Origin of the sequence: Streptomyces sp. NPDC056835, assembly GCF_042789485.1 — a bacterium.
Taxonomy (GTDB): Bacteria; Actinomycetota; Actinomycetes; order Streptomycetales; family Streptomycetaceae; genus Streptomyces.
The window spans coordinates 36,761-52,094 of record NZ_JBHUBB010000034.1 but is presented as its reverse complement, the minus strand read 5'-3'; the positions used below and the strand labels follow the sequence as shown (position 1 = coordinate 52,094).

The 15,334-nt window shown below is 71.4% G+C and carries 16 protein-coding genes; 3 read left to right on the top strand and 13 right to left on the bottom strand.

Features of this window, described 5'->3' with window-relative positions:
- Positions 1 to 226: 226 nt before the first annotated feature.
- A complete protein-coding gene (locus tag ACFRMN_RS31055) occupies positions 227 to 991 on the top strand; it encodes a GntR family transcriptional regulator (RefSeq protein ID WP_383025721.1) in 765 nt (254 codons plus the stop codon).
- A gap of 36 nt (positions 992 to 1,027) precedes the next feature.
- Here ACFRMN_RS31055 and ACFRMN_RS31050 read toward each other — a convergent pair whose 3' ends face one another.
- The 11 genes from ACFRMN_RS31050 to bioB all read right to left on the bottom strand — a co-directional run bounded on the left by ACFRMN_RS31050 (position 1,028) and on the right by bioB (position 12,179).
- A complete protein-coding gene (locus ACFRMN_RS31050; protein ID WP_383025719.1) occupies positions 1,028 to 2,185 on the bottom strand; it encodes an ROK family transcriptional regulator in 1,158 nt (385 codons plus the stop codon).
- A 118-nt stretch (positions 2,186 to 2,303) separates the two neighbouring features.
- Complete coding sequence (locus ACFRMN_RS31045; protein ID WP_383025717.1) at positions 2,304 to 2,795, bottom strand: DUF6328 family protein; 492 nt, start codon at positions 2,793 to 2,795, stop codon at positions 2,304 to 2,306.
- A gap of 111 nt (positions 2,796 to 2,906) precedes the next feature.
- On the bottom strand, positions 2,907 to 3,446 hold the full coding sequence (mug, locus tag ACFRMN_RS31040; RefSeq protein ID WP_383025714.1) for a G/U mismatch-specific DNA glycosylase: 540 nt from the start codon (positions 3,444 to 3,446) through the stop codon (positions 2,907 to 2,909).
- Positions 3,447 to 3,453: 7 nt separating this feature from the next.
- Positions 3,454 to 4,887: an adenylosuccinate lyase gene (gene purB, locus ACFRMN_RS31035; protein WP_383025712.1), complete on the bottom strand. Its 1,434-nt coding sequence runs from the start codon at positions 4,885 to 4,887 to the stop codon at positions 3,454 to 3,456.
- 120 nt (positions 4,888 to 5,007) lie between these two features.
- Positions 5,008 to 5,787, bottom strand: a complete 780-nt coding sequence (locus tag ACFRMN_RS31030) for an SGNH/GDSL hydrolase family protein (RefSeq protein ID WP_383025710.1) — start codon at positions 5,785 to 5,787, stop codon at positions 5,008 to 5,010.
- Between the two features lie 116 nt (positions 5,788 to 5,903).
- The gene (locus ACFRMN_RS31025; RefSeq protein ID WP_383025811.1) at positions 5,904 to 6,917 is read right to left on the bottom strand and encodes a hemolysin family protein; all 1,014 of its coding nucleotides are present in this window, start codon (positions 6,915 to 6,917) and stop codon (positions 5,904 to 5,906) included.
- Positions 6,917 to 8,254 (bottom strand): hemolysin family protein, encoded by a 1,338-nt coding sequence (locus ACFRMN_RS31020; RefSeq protein WP_383025708.1) that lies wholly within the window; start codon positions 8,252 to 8,254, stop codon positions 6,917 to 6,919. Before ACFRMN_RS31020 ends, ACFRMN_RS31025 begins: the two co-directional genes overlap by 1 nt.
- An 88-nt stretch (positions 8,255 to 8,342) precedes the next feature.
- Positions 8,343 to 8,771 carry a GNAT family N-acetyltransferase gene (locus ACFRMN_RS31015; RefSeq protein ID WP_383025706.1) on the bottom strand — a complete coding sequence of 143 codons (429 nt, stop codon included), beginning with the start codon at positions 8,769 to 8,771 and terminating at the stop codon, positions 8,343 to 8,345.
- 182 nt (positions 8,772 to 8,953) lie between these two features.
- Complete coding sequence (gene bioD / locus ACFRMN_RS31010) at positions 8,954 to 9,739, bottom strand: dethiobiotin synthase (protein WP_383025704.1); 786 nt, start codon at positions 9,737 to 9,739, stop codon at positions 8,954 to 8,956.
- 3 nt (positions 9,740 to 9,742) lie between these two features.
- Positions 9,743 to 11,032 carry an adenosylmethionine--8-amino-7-oxononanoate transaminase gene (locus tag ACFRMN_RS31005; protein ID WP_383025702.1) on the bottom strand — a complete coding sequence of 430 codons (1,290 nt, stop codon included), beginning with the start codon at positions 11,030 to 11,032 and terminating at the stop codon, positions 9,743 to 9,745.
- Positions 11,025 to 12,179 (bottom strand): biotin synthase BioB, encoded by a 1,155-nt coding sequence (gene bioB / locus ACFRMN_RS31000; protein ID WP_383025700.1) that lies wholly within the window; start codon positions 12,177 to 12,179, stop codon positions 11,025 to 11,027. The genes ACFRMN_RS31005 and bioB overlap by 8 nt, the downstream gene beginning before the upstream one ends.
- Before the next feature lie 142 nt (positions 12,180 to 12,321).
- On the opposite strand from bioB, the gene ACFRMN_RS30995 reads away from it, so the two are divergent.
- Complete coding sequence (locus ACFRMN_RS30995) at positions 12,322 to 13,473, top strand: 8-amino-7-oxononanoate synthase (protein WP_383025698.1); 1,152 nt, start codon at positions 12,322 to 12,324, stop codon at positions 13,471 to 13,473.
- Between the two features lie 27 nt (positions 13,474 to 13,500).
- Here ACFRMN_RS30995 and ACFRMN_RS30990 read toward each other — a convergent pair whose 3' ends face one another.
- The gene (locus ACFRMN_RS30990; protein WP_383025696.1) at positions 13,501 to 13,725 is read right to left on the bottom strand and encodes a DUF397 domain-containing protein; all 225 of its coding nucleotides are present in this window, start codon (positions 13,723 to 13,725) and stop codon (positions 13,501 to 13,503) included.
- 8 nt (positions 13,726 to 13,733) lie between these two features.
- Positions 13,734 to 14,588: a helix-turn-helix domain-containing protein gene (locus tag ACFRMN_RS30985; RefSeq protein ID WP_383025693.1), complete on the bottom strand. Its 855-nt coding sequence runs from the start codon at positions 14,586 to 14,588 to the stop codon at positions 13,734 to 13,736.
- A 256-nt stretch (positions 14,589 to 14,844) separates the two neighbouring features.
- On the opposite strand from ACFRMN_RS30985, the gene ACFRMN_RS30980 reads away from it, so the two are divergent.
- Complete coding sequence (locus ACFRMN_RS30980; RefSeq protein WP_383025690.1) at positions 14,845 to 15,285, top strand: ATP-binding protein; 441 nt, start codon at positions 14,845 to 14,847, stop codon at positions 15,283 to 15,285.
- Positions 15,286 to 15,334: the final 49 nt, after the last annotated feature.

Below are 15,334 nucleotides of genomic sequence, written 5' to 3'. Positions count from 1 at the left end.
CTCCGGATCCGATCCGGACGGCCGGGCCTGTGTCACGCGCGCCTCACCAGCGTACGAACGTACTGTGAACACCCTGCGTCCGAGAGTGACTTCTCTGCGTGACCGGCGGAGGATTGGTCTTGACCAACCGGATGGCCCGTCCTATCGTCACTATTTAGTGCAGGAACCTTTAATAAACAAGGGCACGGAAAACCCGCCGGAGAGACGGCGATTGCGGAGGATCAGGGTGGGGACCACGCAGCTGGAAGCAGTGCCGGAGCCTAAGTACTGGCACCTCAAGACCGTGCTCGGCGAAGCGCTCGACTCCGACTTCGCGGTGGGGGAGGTCCTGCCCAACGAGCGTGATCTGGCCGCCCGTTTCGGAGTCGCCCGCGCCACGCTCAGGCAGGCGCTCGAACAGCTGGAGCTGGAGGGCCGGCTCCAGCGCCGCCGCGGGGTCGGTACGACCGTCGCGCCGCCGCGCGTGGGCGTCGACGTCTCCACCACCCAGCACGAATGGCCGGGCACCGTACAGGACGCCTGGCAGCCCGTTGAGTGCGCCAAGGCGCCCGCGCCCGCCGCGGTGGCCCGGCTGCTGGAGACGGCCGCCGATGAAGAGGTCCACACCGTCCGCAGGGTCCGCTCCACCCACGGCCAGGCCGTCGCGGCGGAACTGCTCTACGTACCCGCCTCGTCGGTGCCCGAGCTGTCGGCCATCGACGCGTCCGAGGGCCCGGCGCGTGCCCGCGCCGTCCTGCGTGAGCTTCAGCGCCTCGGCCTCGACGGCCAGGACCGCGCCGTGGAACTGGGCTCCGCGCGCGCGGACGACGCCAGGGAGCTGGACCGGCTGCCCGGCGCACCCGTCCTCGTCGTCACGACGCGCTATGTCGTGGCGGGCCGTACCGCCGCGGTATCGGTGGCCACGTACCGCGCCGACACCTGCCGGCTCACGTTCGGGGACTCCGGCGACCTGGAGATCAGCGAGGAGCCGCAGGAACGCCGCGCGTCCTGAACCCGTTCACCCTGCCCGGTCCGTACGGCCCGTCGCTCAGCGGCGGGCCGTCACCGTACCCTCCACCGCGAACAGCTGCTCCTCGACATGGTCGAGCGCCAGCCGCAGCGCACCCGTGGCCACCGCCGCCTCGCCGAGCAGCGAGAGCGCGACGCGCGGCGGGCGCAGGCAGAAGCTGGCGAGCGCGTCACGCAGCGGGTCCAGTACGCCGTCGAGCCCGGCGGCCCAGCCACCGATCACCACCAGCTCCGGATCCAGCGCCAGCACCAGCGCCGCCACATCCTGCACCAGCCGCTCGGTGAACCGCTCGACCGCCTCCTGAGCCCGGACGTCCCCGCCCTTGGCATCGGCGAAGACCTTCGCCACCGCCTGCTCGTCGAGCGGGCTCAGCGGCTCGTCCGTCGTCGACAGCAGCGTCTCCGGCGCCGCGCCGTGCCCCAGCAGATGCAGCGCGCCGATCTCGCCGGCTGCCCCGCCGAAGCCGCGGTGCAGCCGCCCGCCGATCAGGGAGCCCGCCCCGGGGCTGAGCCCGGCCAGTACGAAGACGATGTCGTCGGAGTCGATGGCCGCGCCCTTCCACTGCTCGGCCACGGCCGCCGCGTTGGCGTCGTTCTCCACCAGCACCGGACAGCGGAACGAGCGCCGCAGCCGCTCGCCGAGCGGCAGCCCCGTCCACTGCGGCAGCGCGGTGCCCAGCCGTACGGTCCCGTCGGCCTCCACGATGCCGGGGCTGCCGACCCCGACCGCGCGCAGCGCGCCGCGTGACACCCCCGTGCGACGCAGCACATCGGCGACGACGAGCCGTACGCGTTCCAGGCGCTCGTCCGCGTCGGCCGTCTCCGAGACCACCCGTGATCCGGCGCCGACGATCCGGCCGTCCAGCCCGGAGATCAGCGCGGCCACGCGGTGCGGCCCGATCTCGATGCCCAGCAGATAACCGGCCTCGGCCCGGAACCGGAACCGGCGCGCCGGGCGGCCCTGCTTACGGGTCCCGCCCTCCGCCGGCGCGGACTCCACGACCAGGCCCGTTTCTATCAGCCCTTCCACCACGCCCTCGACCGTCGGCCGGGAGAGCCCCGTGATCCGGGTCAGATCCGTCAGCGTGAGATCACCGGCGTCCCGCAAGGAGTGCAGTACCACCGCGGAGTTGATCCGCCGCAGGAGCGAAGGGTCTCCACCGGTCAGCCGCCCCACGGTGTGTCCTCCCAGCTCGTGCGCGTGTAGGCGGATGCTACTCGGTGCCCGCCGGTGCTGCGAGTGCCGCGGACCTCCGCACAGCGACTCGTCGCCGTCATCGAGCCGTTGATACGTGTCAGGGGACTGGGCGGCGCAGCGCTCTCGGGAGTACGAACCACAGGCCGGTGAACATGGTGAGCGTGAGGGCCGTGATCGTGACGGCGGCGGTCAGGCCGAGGACAACATCCATGAGCAGGAGAACAACGCCGTTGAGCGAGAGGGCGAGGAAGACCAGCCCGATCTCGGCGAGCCGCGCGGACAGGGCGACGATCCGGATCTTGGCGCCCCGGTGGAACAGGCCGCGGTGCAGTGCGACCGGAGTCGCGAGCACCGCAGAGGAGACCACCGTGAGCAGCAACGTGACCACATACGTGCCGCGTTCGAAGTGATCGAGGTGCAGAAACCGGTTGGTGAAGGCCACGCCGAGGAGGAAGGCGAAGACGATCTGCACGCCGGTCTGCACGACCCTCAGTTCCTGGAGAAGTTCGAGCAGGTTGCGGTCGGCCCGCTCAGCGGGCGTCTCCCGGCTCAACGGAGACAGATCGCCACCCGGCGCGATATGGGACATGAGTCCCATTGTTCTCCGGCCGCTCGGTCACATCACGCGGCGCACCGCATCGCGCCCGAAAGGCTCTGGGGCGTGTTCGGCGAAGAGTCCCGATCGCCCGGTCCCCCACCGCTACGCCGCCACCGCGGCCACCCGCAGGCGCGCGAATTCCTCCGCCATCGTCCCCGCCGTCCAGTGCGCGTTCAGGCCGCTCGGGTTGGGCAAGGCCCAGATCCGGGTGTCACCTATCGTCCGCTCCTGCGGTCCGACGCGCGCCTTCTTGTCGTCGAAGGCTGTCCGGTACGCCGTGATGCCCACCACCGCCAGCCAGTTCGGCCGCAGCCGCGCCACTTTCGCAGTGAGGAGCCGGCCGCCCTCACGGAACTCCTCGTCGGTCAGTTCATCGGCCCGTGCCGTGGCCCGTGCCGCCACATTGGTGATGCCCAGGCCGTACGTCAGCAGCTCGTTCTGCTCGGCGGGCATCAGCTGTCGCGGGGTGAAGCCGGACAGATGCAGCACCGGCCAGAACCGGTTGCCGGGGCGGGCGAAGTGGTGGCCCGTGGCCGCGGACATCAGGCCCGGGTTGATGCCGCAGAACAGCACACGCAGGCCCTCCGCGACCACATCGGGGATGACACGGTCGCGGGCGGCTTCCAGCTCCTCGGGCTTCATCAGGAGGTCACAGGATCGAGCCCGGCGTATAGCCCGCGGCCTCCGGGTGGCGCTTCACGATCTCCTCGACGCGGGAGACGACCGTCGCGATCTGGTCCTCCGCCGCGCCCGTGAAGGAGAGCTTGTCCGCCATCAGCGCGTCCAGCGCGGCCCGGTCGAGCGGCATGCGGTCGTCCGCGGCCAGCCGGTCGAGGAGTTCGTTGCGCTCGGCGCCCTGTTCGCGCATGGCGAGGGCCGAGGCCACGGCGTGCTCCTTGATGACCTCGTGCGCCGCCTCACGGCCGACCCCGGCCCGTACGGCGCCCATCAGCACCTTGGTCGTGGCCAGGAACGGCAGATAGCGGTCCAGTTCGCGCGCCACGACCGCGGGGAACGCGCCGAACTCGTCGAGGACCGTCAGGAAGGTCTCCAGGAGCCCGTCGAAGGCGAAGAACGCGTCCGGCAGCGCCACCCGGCGGACCACCGAGCAGGAGACATCGCCCTCGTTCCACTGGTCGCCCGCCAGCTCGCCGGTCATCGACGCGTAGCCGCGCAGGATCACCATGAGGCCGTTGACCCGCTCGCAGGAACGCGTGTTCATCTTGTGGGGCATCGCGGAGGAGCCGACCTGGCCGGGCTTGAAGCCCTCGGTGACCAGTTCGTGCCCGGCCATCAGCCGGATGGTCTTGGCGACCGATGACGGCGCCGCCGCCAGCTGCACCAGCGCGGTCACCACGTCGTAGTCGAGCGAGCGGGGATACACCTGGCCGACGGAGGTGAAGGCCTCGGCGAAGCCCAGATGACCGGCGATGCGGCGTTCCAGCTCGGCCAGTTTCGCGGTGTCCCCGCCCAGCAGGTCGAGCATGTCCTGCGCGGTGCCGACCGGGCCCTTGATCCCGCGCAGCGGGTAGCGGCCGAGGAGGTCGTCCAGGCGTCCGTACGCGACGAGCAGTTCGTCCGCCGCGGTCGCGAACCGCTTGCCGAGCGTGGTGGCCTGCGCGGCGACGTTGTGCGAGCGGCCGGCCATGACCAGCTCCCCGTACTCGCCCGCGAGCTTGCCGAGCCGGGCAAGCACCGCGACCGTGCGGTCCCGCATCAGCTCCAGGGACAGCCGGATCTGGAGCTGTTCGACGTTCTCCGTCAGATCGCGGGACGTCATCCCCTTGTGCACCTGCTCATGGCCGGCGAGCGCGTTGAACTCCTCGATCCGCGCCTTCACATCGTGCCGGGTGACCTTCTCGCGCTCGGCGATCGACGCCAGATCGACCTGGTCGAGGACGCGCTCGTAGTCGGTGAGCGCCGACTCCGGCACCTCGATCCCGAGGTCCCGCTGGGCCCGCAGCACGGCGAGCCACAGCTGACGCTCCAGCCTCACCTTCTGCTCGGGCGACCACAGCACGGCCAGCTCCGTCGAGGCGTAGCGGCCGGCAAGGACATTGGGGATACGAGGCTTGGCAGTCACGTGAAGGGATTCTATAGGCGGTTTGTGCAGGCCGGCGCCGTGGGCGCTGTTGTGGCTTGCTACGAGAGCCCCCGCGGGCCGGGGACAGGCGCCGGTGTGCTGTCAGGCCCCAGTGTGGTGTCAGGCCCCAGTGTTCTCGTACGGCAGCAGCTCCGGCCGCTTCGCGGGCCGGCCGTCCCCCGAGGAGCGCCCCGTGACCCGGCGCATGATCCATGGCCCGAGATGCCGCCGGGCGAACCGGATGTCGCTCGTCCGTCGCGCGGGCCACGCCGCGGGCACGGCAGGCGGCAGCTCCGCGCGCCAGTCGTCCTCCGGGGCCAGCCCCAGCGTCTGCCAGACGGCCTCGGCGACCCGGCGATGGCCCTCGCCGGTCAGATGCAGCCGGTCCGCGTCCCACAGCCGCTGATCACCGAGCGCCGGAACCCCGTACAGATCGACGACCAGCGCGCCATGGCGCGCGGCCAGCTCGTCCACGAAGGAGAACAGCTCCTCCATGCGCGGCCGGAACCGCTCCATCACCGGGCCGTTCCGGCCGGGGCTGCGCATCAGCACCAGCTGTCCGCAGGCCGGGGCGAGCCGTTCCACCGCCTCGGTGAGCAGCCCGCGCACCCGCCCCATGTCGACCTTCGGCCGCAGGGTGTCATTGAGCCCGCCGACCAGCGTCACCAGGTCCGGTTTCATCGCGGCGGCGGCGTCCACCTGTTCCGCGACGATCTGGCCGATGAGCTTTCCGCGTACGGCGAGATTCGCGTACCGGAACCCGGGGGTACGGGCCGCGAGCCGGCCGGCGAGCAGATCCGCCCAGCCGCGGTACGAGCCGTCGGGGAGGAGGTCGGACATGCCCTCGGTGAAGGAGTCACCGACCGCGACGAAACTGGTGTAGTTGGCATTCATCTCCATGGCGGAGCGATCGTACCGCTCGGTATGGACCGCGCCCCAGGGGGCCCTGCCGGGACTACGAGGGCCCTGCCGGGACCGCGAGGGCCCTGCCGGGACCGCGAGGAGATCCGGCGGGACTACGCGTGCTTGCCGACCAGCTCGCGCAGTACGTCCTCCATCGTCACCAGCCCTTCGAGCCTGCCCTCCTCGTCCTCGACCGCGGCCAGATGGGTCCGGCTGCGGCGCATCGCCGTCAGCACGTCGTCCATCGGCGTCGTGGCCCGTACCCGCGCGATCGTCCGCATCCCCTGGACGGGGATCGGTTCGTCGCGCGGTACGGCGTCCAGCGCGTCCTTCACATGGAGATAGCCGAGGATCCGGAGTGAGGTGTCCACCACCGGGAACCGCGAGAACCCGGTCTCCGCCGCCAGGCGCTCCAGCCCCTCCGTGGTGATCCCGAGCCGCGCGGTGACCACCCGCTCCAGAGGCATCACCACCTCGCGCACCGGCTTGCGCCCCAGCTCCAGCGCGTCGTGCAGCCGCTCGGCCGCCCGGTCGTCCAGGAGCCCCGCGTGACCCGCGTCCGTGACCAGACGGGCCAGCTCGTCGTCGGAGAAGGTGGCGGTCACCTCGTCCCTCGTCTCCACCCGCAGAAGCCTCAGCAGCGCGTTGGCGATGGCGTTGACCGTGAAGATCACCGGGCGCAGCGCCCGCGCCAGCGCGACCAGCGGCGGGCCGAGCAGCAGCGCCGCCCGCACGGGACCGGCCAGAGCGACGTTCTTCGGCACCATCTCGCCGAGCAGCATGTGCAGATAGGTGGCCAGGGTGAGCGCGATCAGGAACGAGATCAGATGCACCAGGCCGTGCGGCACTCCCACCGCGTCGAAGACGGGCTCCAGCAGATGCGCGATGGCCGGTTCGGCGACGATACCGAGCACCAGCGTGCACAGCGTGATACCGAGCTGCGCCGCCGCCAGCAGCGCCGACACATGCTCCAGGCCCCGGATGACGCTGCGCGCACGCCGGTTGCCGGCCTCCGCCTCCGGCTCGATCTGGCTGCGGCGTACGGAGATCAGGGCGAACTCGGACGCGACGAAGAAGGCGTTGACGACCAGCGTCAGCAGACCGATGAACAACTGGAGCGCGGTGATCATCCCTCCCCCTCACCGTTGTCCCCGGCCGTGGCGAGGGGCGCGCGCAGCAGCAGCCGGGCCGCGCGCCGGCCCGTGGCGTCCACGACCTCCAGCTCCCAGCCGTTCAGTTCGAGACGGTCGCCCTCGGCGGGGATACGGCCCAGCTCCGTGGCGACCAGACCGGCCAGCGTCTCGTAAGGACCCTCGGGCATCCGCAGCCCCACGGCCCTCAGCTGGTCGGCCCGCGCCGCGCCGTCCGCCGACCAGAGCCCGTGGCCCTCCGCGTCCTCGCCCAGCAGCGCCAGCCCGGGGGTCTCCTGCGGATCGTGCTCGTCGCGCACCTCGCCGACGACCTCCTCGACGATGTCCTCCAGCGTCACGACGCCCGCCGTCCCGCCGTACTCGTCGATGACGACGGCCATCGTGACGCCGCCCGACAGCCGGTCGAGGAGGTGGTCCACCGTCAGGGTCTCCGGCACGAGCAGCGGTTCGCGCAGCAGACCGGCCACCGGCTGCCGGGTCCGCCGCTCGGCGGGGAGCGCCAGTACGTCCTTGATGTGCGCGGTGCCGACGACGGTGTCGAGACTGCCCCGGTAGACGGGAAAGCGCGACAGGCCGGTGGCACGGCTGGCGTTGGCGACATCCTCCGCGGTGGCGCGCACATCGAGGGCCATCACCTGCACGCGTGGGGTCATCACGTTCTCGGCGGTCAGCGCGGACAGGCTGAGCGTCCGTACGAACAGCTCGGCGGTGTCCGCCTCCAGCGCGCCCTTCTTCGCGGAGTGCCGTGCCAGGGCGGCCAGCTCCTGCGGGCCGCGGGCGGAGGCCAGCTCCTCGGCGGGCTCAAGGCCGAACCCGCGCACGATCCGGTTCGCGGTGTTGTTGAGATGGCCGATGAACGGGCGGAAGACCGCGCTGAAATACCGCTGGGGGGTCGCCACCACCTTGGCGACGGCCAGCGGTGACGAGATCGCCCAGTTCTTCGGGACCAGCTCGCCGACGATCATCAGGACGAGGGTCGACAGGGCCGTACCGATCACCAGCGCCACCGAGGAGGAGACGGAGGGGGACAGCCCCACGGCCTCGACCGGTCCGCGGATCAGCGTGGCGATGGACCGCTCGGAGAGCATGCCCACCACCAGATTGGTGACGGTGATCCCCAGCTGGGCGCCGGACAGCTGGAAGGTGAGGCTCCGTACGGCTTTCAGCGCGCCGGCGGCTCCCCGCTCCCCGCGCTCGGCGGCCCGTTCCAGCTCCCCGCGCTCGACGGTGGTGAGGGAGAATTCCGCCGCTACGAAGGCCCCGCAGGCGAGCGACAGCAGCACCGCCACGACGAGCAGAAGCACCTCGGTCATCGATTCACCTCCGTCCCAGGATCGGTCAGCGAGGGGAGGACCGCGCGACATCGGCCGTCCGGCATCGATGGCGGGCAGTGCCGACGGATCAGCCGTCACCCAGCGGTTTCACCCAGCGGGTCCACTGCGGCTGAGGTGCGTAGCCGGACGCGCGCCAGGCGTGGTGCGCCAGTTCATTGCCGTCCAGCACCATTGCGTCACCACGCCTCCCGCCCAGCCGTACGAAGCGCTCCTCCGCCGCCGTCAGCAGCGCCGTGCCGATCCCCAGGCGCCGCTGGTCCGGATGGACCGCGAGCCGGTACAGATGACAGCGCCAGCCGTCGAAGCCCGCGATCACCGTGCCCGCGATCGCGCCGTCGCGCTCCAGGAGGATCAGGGACTCGGGGTCGCGGGCCACGAGCCGTTCGATGCCGTCGCGGTCGTCCGTGATGCTGGTGCCCTCCGCGGCGTCCTTCCAGAAGGCCGGCACCGCGTCCAGGTCGGCCGGCGTCGCGGCCCGTATCCGAAAATCGTTCATACGGGCAATCCCACCATCGGCCGTACGGCCGGGGCGAACGGTTTGGCGAGCGGACCGCGGGGCGCGACCTCGCCCGAACGCGTCCGGGACCTGGCGAAACTGGTCAAGGACGGCACGGCCGACGTCCATGACATCGCCGCCGGACCGCGCGGCTGGAGCGTCCGGGGCCGGCCGGGCAACCCCTACGGAGTTCCCGCCGCCCCGGACGCCCCCGCCGCCCCCGATACGCCTGTCGTCGTGCCCGATACGCCCGCCGCTTCCGCATCCCGCGCGAACGTCCGCGCGTCCCACCGTCCGTCCAGCCGGGGCGCCAGCCAGGACACCGCGCGCTCCCGGAACTCCCCGGGAGCCAGCGCGCCCGCGCCCTCAGGCACCGCGCCCAGCAGCGGCGCACCCGCGGACTCCGGCAGATCCGCCAGATTGCAGCGCGCCGCGAGGTCGGGCACGGCCGGCCAGCTGCCGATCACGACGCCCTCAAGCGTCAGCGACCTCGCCCGCAGCGCCTCCGCGGTCAGCGCGGTCATATTGAGCGTGCCGAGCCCGGCGGGGGCCACCACCAGCACCGGGGCCCCCAGCAGCCGGGCCGCGTCCGCGAGCGTCGCGCCCGTCCCGTCGAACCGTACGAGCAGTCCGCCCGCGCCCTCGACCAGCACCAGATCGTGCTCGGCCGCCAGCTTCTCGGCCGCTTCGGCGATCTCCTCCGGCCGCACCGGCGCCGCGCCGGCCCGCCGCGCCGCGGTCGCCGGGGCCAGCGGGTCGGGGAACCGCGCCAGTTCGACGGCGGTGACGGACCCCGCCAGCCGCGCGACCTCCGCCGCGTCACCCGCCGTACCCGGTTCGAGCCCGGTCTGTGCGGGCTTGAGCACCGCGACCGTACGCCCACGCGCCAGCGCGACCGCGGCCACCGCCGCCGTGACGACGGTCTTGCCGATCTCCGTCCCGGTTCCCGTCACGACCACCACCGGCATGCTTCAGCCCTCTCTCGCCGCCGCCGTCACCGCGCGGCAGATTTGTTCGACATCCCGGTCATCCGTGACATACGGCGGCATCGTGTACACCAGATCGCGGAACGGCCGCAGCCATACGCCCTCCCGTACCGCCGCCCGCGTCGCGGCCTCCATGTCCACCGCGTGGTCCAGCTGGACCACGCCGATGGCGCCGAGCACCCGTACGTCCCGTACGCCGGGAAGAGACGCGGCCCGCGCCAGCCCGTCGCGCAGGCCCGCCTCGATCCGCTTGACCTCCCGCGCCCAGTCCTGGTCGAGCAGCAGCTCGATCGAGGCGCGGGCGACTGACGCGGCCAGGGGATTGCCCATGAACGTCGGTCCGTGCGCCAGCACCGGGACCTCGCCGCGCGAGATGCCCTCGGCCACCCGTGAGGTGCACAGCGTCGCCGCCATCGTGAGATACCCGCCGGTCAACGCCTTGCCGATACACATCACATCGGGCGACACGCCCCCCTGCTCGGCGGCGAAGAGCGTCCCCGTACGTCCGAACCCCGTCGCGATCTCATCGAGGATCAGCAGCACATCGTGCTCATCGCACGCCTCCCGCAGCACCCGCAGATACGCGGGGGAGTGAAAGCGCATCCCACCCGCGCCCTGTACCACCGGCTCGACGATGACCGCGGCCAGTTCGTCCGCGTGACGGGCGATGAGAGCGCGCAGACCGTCGGCGTACGGCTCCTCGTATCCGACGGGCGGCGCGTCCGCGAAGATCTGCCGGGGCAGCACCCCCGACCAGAGCTCATGCATCCCCCCGTCGGGGTCGCACACCGACATCGGCTGCCAGGTGTCGCCGTGGTAGCCGCCCCGCCAGGTCAGCAGCCGCCGCTTCGCCGGACGGCCGACCGACCGCCAGTACTGGAGACACATCTTCACCGCGACCTCGACCGACACCGAGCCCGAGTCGGCGAGGAACACATGGCGCAGCGGCTCCGGCGTGATGTCGACGAGCAGTGCCGCGAGCCGTACGGCGGGCTCATGGGTGAGCCCGCCGAACATCACATGGCTCATACGGTCCAGCTGGCCGTGCGCCGCCGCGTTCAGCACCGGGTGGTTGTAGCCATGGATCGCCGACCACCAGGACGACATGCCGTCGATCAACTCGCGCTGTCCGTGGGCGGGTTCGGCGAGCCGCAGCCGTACCCCGGACGCGGACTCCACGACCAGCGGTTCGGCACGGCCGGGCATGGGGCCGTACGGATGCCAGACATGGGCCCGGTCCAGGGCCAGCAGTTCACCGGGGGCCAGGTCAGGCATTGGGCGCCAGGTCGGTCCCGGCGCCGCGGCGGCGCACCGTCACCAGGTCCGTACGGGGCGCCCCGGTGTCCGTGGGCTGATCGCGCGGATCACTCGGAGCGGACTGCCCGGTTTCGTCTCCGCCACACGGACCGCATTCCCCGCGACGGTGCTCGGGCAGCGTGGTCGTGTCCGCGCCCTCCACCTCGAAACCCGCGTCCGCGATCATCTCCAGGTCCGACCGGCCCTCCTGGCCCTCGCTGGTGAGATAGTCCCCGAGGAAGATCGAGTTGACCAGATGGAGCGCGAGGGGCTGCATCGTGCGCAGATGCACCTCGCGCCCGCCCGCGAGCCTGACCTCCACATCGGGGCAGACGAACCGCGTCATGGCCAGAATGCGCAGACAGCGCTGCGGGGTGAGGTTCCACTCCTTGGCGAGCGGTGTCCCCTCGAACGGGATCAGGAAGTTGACCGGGACCGAGTCCGGGTCCAGCTCGCGCAGCGAGAAGACGACATCGACCAGATCCGCGTCACTCTCGCCCATACCGGCGATCAGTCCCGAACACGCGGACAGCCCGGCGGTCTGCGCCCGCTGCACCGTGTCCACCCGGTCCGCGTAGGTGTGGGTGGTGGTGATGTCGCCGTAGGTGCCCTCGGACGTATTGAGGTTGTGGTTGTACGCGTCGGCGCCCGCGGCCCGCAGCCGCTCCGCCTGGCCGTCCGAGAGCAGCCCGAGACAGGCACAGATCTCGACGTCCTCGTTCTGCTCCTTGATGGCCTCGATGGTCTGCGAGACCCGGTCGACATCCCGGTCCGTCGGACCCCGGCCGCTCGCGACCAGACAGACCCGCTTCGCCCCGCCCGCCACTCCCGCGGCCGCCGCCTTCGACGCCTCGTCGGGCTTCAGCCAGGTGTACTTGAGGATCTCGGCCTTGGAGCCGAGCCGCTGCGAACAGTATGAGCAGTCCTCGGGGCACAGCCCGGACTTGAGATTGACCAGATAGTTGAGCTTCACCCGCCGCCCGAACCACTGACGGCGCACCTTCCCGGCCGCGGCCACCACTTCGAGCAGATCGTCGTCGGAGGTCGCCAGTACGGCGAGCGCTTCTTCGCGGGTCGGCAGCTCGCGCCGCAGGCCCTTCTCCACCAGTGTGTTCAGCAGGTCCATGGTGCTGATGATTGCCCACCGAGGGCGTCCGGGAAAGGAGGAACCCCACAACACCCTCGGATCGAGGTGTGTGTATGACCACACCCTGACCCGGTCGCCCCCGGGCTAAGGTCTGTGCGCTGCCTACAAAAGGACCCGGACCATGGAGCGCGACCCCTTCGACTGGACCGATGACGAGGCACGCCGCCGTGAACGGTCGGGTCTGGTCCGTACGCTCCGGCCGCGCCCCGCCGACTCCGAGCTGCTTGACCTGGCGAGCAACGACTACCTGGGGCTCACCCGGCACCCCGCCGTGACCGGTGCGGCCGCGGAGGCCGCGCACCGCTGGGGCGCGGGCGCCACCGGCTCCCGGCTGGTCACGGGCAGCACCGAATTGCACGCCGAACTGGAACGTGAACTGGCCGCGTTCTGCGGCTTCGAGGCAGCGCTCGTCCTCTCCTCCGGGTACGCGGCCAATCTGGCCGCCCTCACCGCGCTCACGGCCCGCGACTCGCTGCTGCTGTCCGACGCGGGCAATCACGCCTCGATCGTGGACGGCTGCCGGCTCTCGCGCGCCGAGACCGTGGTCGTACCGCACGCCGAGCCCGAGGCCGTACGCAAGACACTCGACGCGCACGCCGGGCGGCGGGCGCTCATGGTGAGCGACGCGGTGTTCTCGGTGGACGGCGACGCGGCGCCGCTCGGGGAGCTGGCCGAGGTCTGCCGTACCCGCGGCGCGGCCCTGCTGGTGGACGACGCGCACGGCCTGGGGGTGCTCGGGGCGGGGGGCCGGGGCACGCCGGACGCGGTGGGTATCGCCGGGGCGGACGGTGTGGTGGCCACCGTCACGCTCTCCAAGTCCCTGGGCAGCCAGGGCGGCGCGATACTCGGCCCGGCGCGGGTCATCGGCCATCTGGTCAACGCCGCCCGTACGTTCATCTTCGACACCGGACTGGCGCCCGCGGCCGTCGGCGGCGCGCTGGAGAGTCTGCGACTGCTGCGCCGGGAGCCCGCCAGAGCGGACCGGGCGCGGGAGGTGGCCCGTACGCTGCACCGGCTGCTGACCCGAGCGGGCCTGACGGCCGTACGACCGGACGCCGCCGTGGTCTCCGTACGGGCGCCGTCACCCGAGGCAGCGGTGCGCTGGGCCGCGGAGTGCCGGGCGGCGGGGCTGGTCGTGGGCTGCTTCCGGCCGCCGTCGGTGCCGGACGGCATCTCCAGGATCCGGCTCACCGCCCGTGCCGATCTGACGGATCAGCAGATCGGCACGGCGGTGGACACGATCGTGGCGCTCGCACCCGAGGGTACGAGCTGAGCCGACCGGGCCCGGCGGACCGAGCGGTCAGTGCGCCGGCGCCCCGTCGCGCAGCGCGGAGACGAAGGAGGTCCAGGCGTCCGCCGAGAAGAGCAGATGGGGTCGGGTCACTTCCTTGGAGTCACGTACGGCCAGTCCGCCCGCGTCGATGGGGGCGCACTCCACGCAATTGTTCGCGCCGGTGCTGTAGCTGCTGCGATGCCATGTCGATGGCCATGTCGGGTGGGGGGAGATGGTCAGGTGGGGGGTCATGATGCTCCCTAGGCGCCGTCACCGATCCCGGCGATGAGATCCAATGAATCCTCGGTCGAGAGGGCATGCGCCTGCATGGTGCCGAACGCCGCGCAGTACGCCTCAAGGTCTTCTTTCCGCTCCAGATAGAGGCTATTCGTCAAATGGTCGAGAACGACCAAATCCAGATCAGTAATGTGCGGAAACGAGAAGATAACGAAAGGGCCGGTGAGTCCTACATAGCCACCGGCCGTGAACGGCAGCACCTGAAGACAGACGTGCGGAAGACGCGCCAGCTCCGACAGCCGTAGCAACTGCTCCCGCATCACGCCCGGTCCGCCCACCTGACGGCGCAGCACCGCCTCGTCCAGTACGGCGTGCAGCTCCAGGGGTATGCCGGTGCGCAGCACCTCCTGGCGGGCGAGCCGCACCTCGACCAGGGAGTCGACCGTCGCGGCGGGCGTTCCGCCGAGCGCGGCACGCGTCACGGCGCGGGCGTACGCGGGGGTCTGGAGCAGCCCCGGAACCACGGAAGTCTCCAGCGTGCGCGCGGTGCGGGCCTGGGACTCCAGGCTGATGAAGTCCCGGTACTGTGGCGGGATCACGCCGCCGTAAGCCATCCACCACCCCTGACCGTTGTTGGTGGTGCCGGCCAAGGCGCCGAGCAGCAGCCGCAGTTGCGGATCGGTGACGCCGAGCGCGTCGAGCAGCCCCGCCAGATCCTCGTCCTTCACCCCGCTGACGCCCGTCTCGATCCGGCTGACCTTCGACTGGTGCCAGCCGAGCAGCCGCGCGGTCTGGCCGCTCGTCAATCCCGCGCTCTGCCGCAGCTTGCGCAATTCCTCACCGAGCCTGCGCCGGCGCACCTCTGGAATATGCCGCATGAATGATTGCCTCCCCGCCCTGTGTTCGTCGCCCCCTTGGGCGCCGCGGCGGAGAAGATATCTTTTCGCCGCCCAAATACGGTCTCGCGTTGCAGAGTTCACCGCTTTGAGCGACAGATATATGCAGATCTCGGTGGATCGGCCCTGGGAACGGCACGATCAGTGGCAGGCTGGCGCGAAGCACGGTCCGAGGCCGTCCGCGCAGTCATCCGCTCTGTGCCGGAGCCAGGCCCGGCGGGAAAGGGACGGCGTCGCCATGGCAGACCACCAGGAAGCATCCATCACCCTGCCGAGCGATCCCGCCTCGGTCACCGCGGCGCGAAGATACGTCGTGGACCTGCTGGCCGAGTGGGGGCTGCCGGCGCGGGAGGACATGGCCGAGACGGTCCGGCTGATCGTCTCGGAACTGGCCACCAACGCGGTGCAGCACACCCTCGGCCAGTCACCCACGTTCACCGTGGAGATCAGGCTCGAACGCGACGAGCGGCTGCGCGTCGGAGTCACCGACAGCCATCCGCGCTGGCCGCAGCGGCTGCCCGCGGCCGTGCAGCAGGACAACGGCCGCGGCATGGTGATCGTCCGTTCGCTCACCGCCGAGCAGGGGGGACAGCTCTCGGTCACCCCGACCGCGGAGGGCGGCAAGACGGTCTGGATCGTCCTGCCGTGGACGGTCCCGGTCGCCGCTGACGCGCGCTGACCCCCGCGGGGCGGGGGCCGGACCGGGGCCGTCCCCGCCGGGGCGGGGG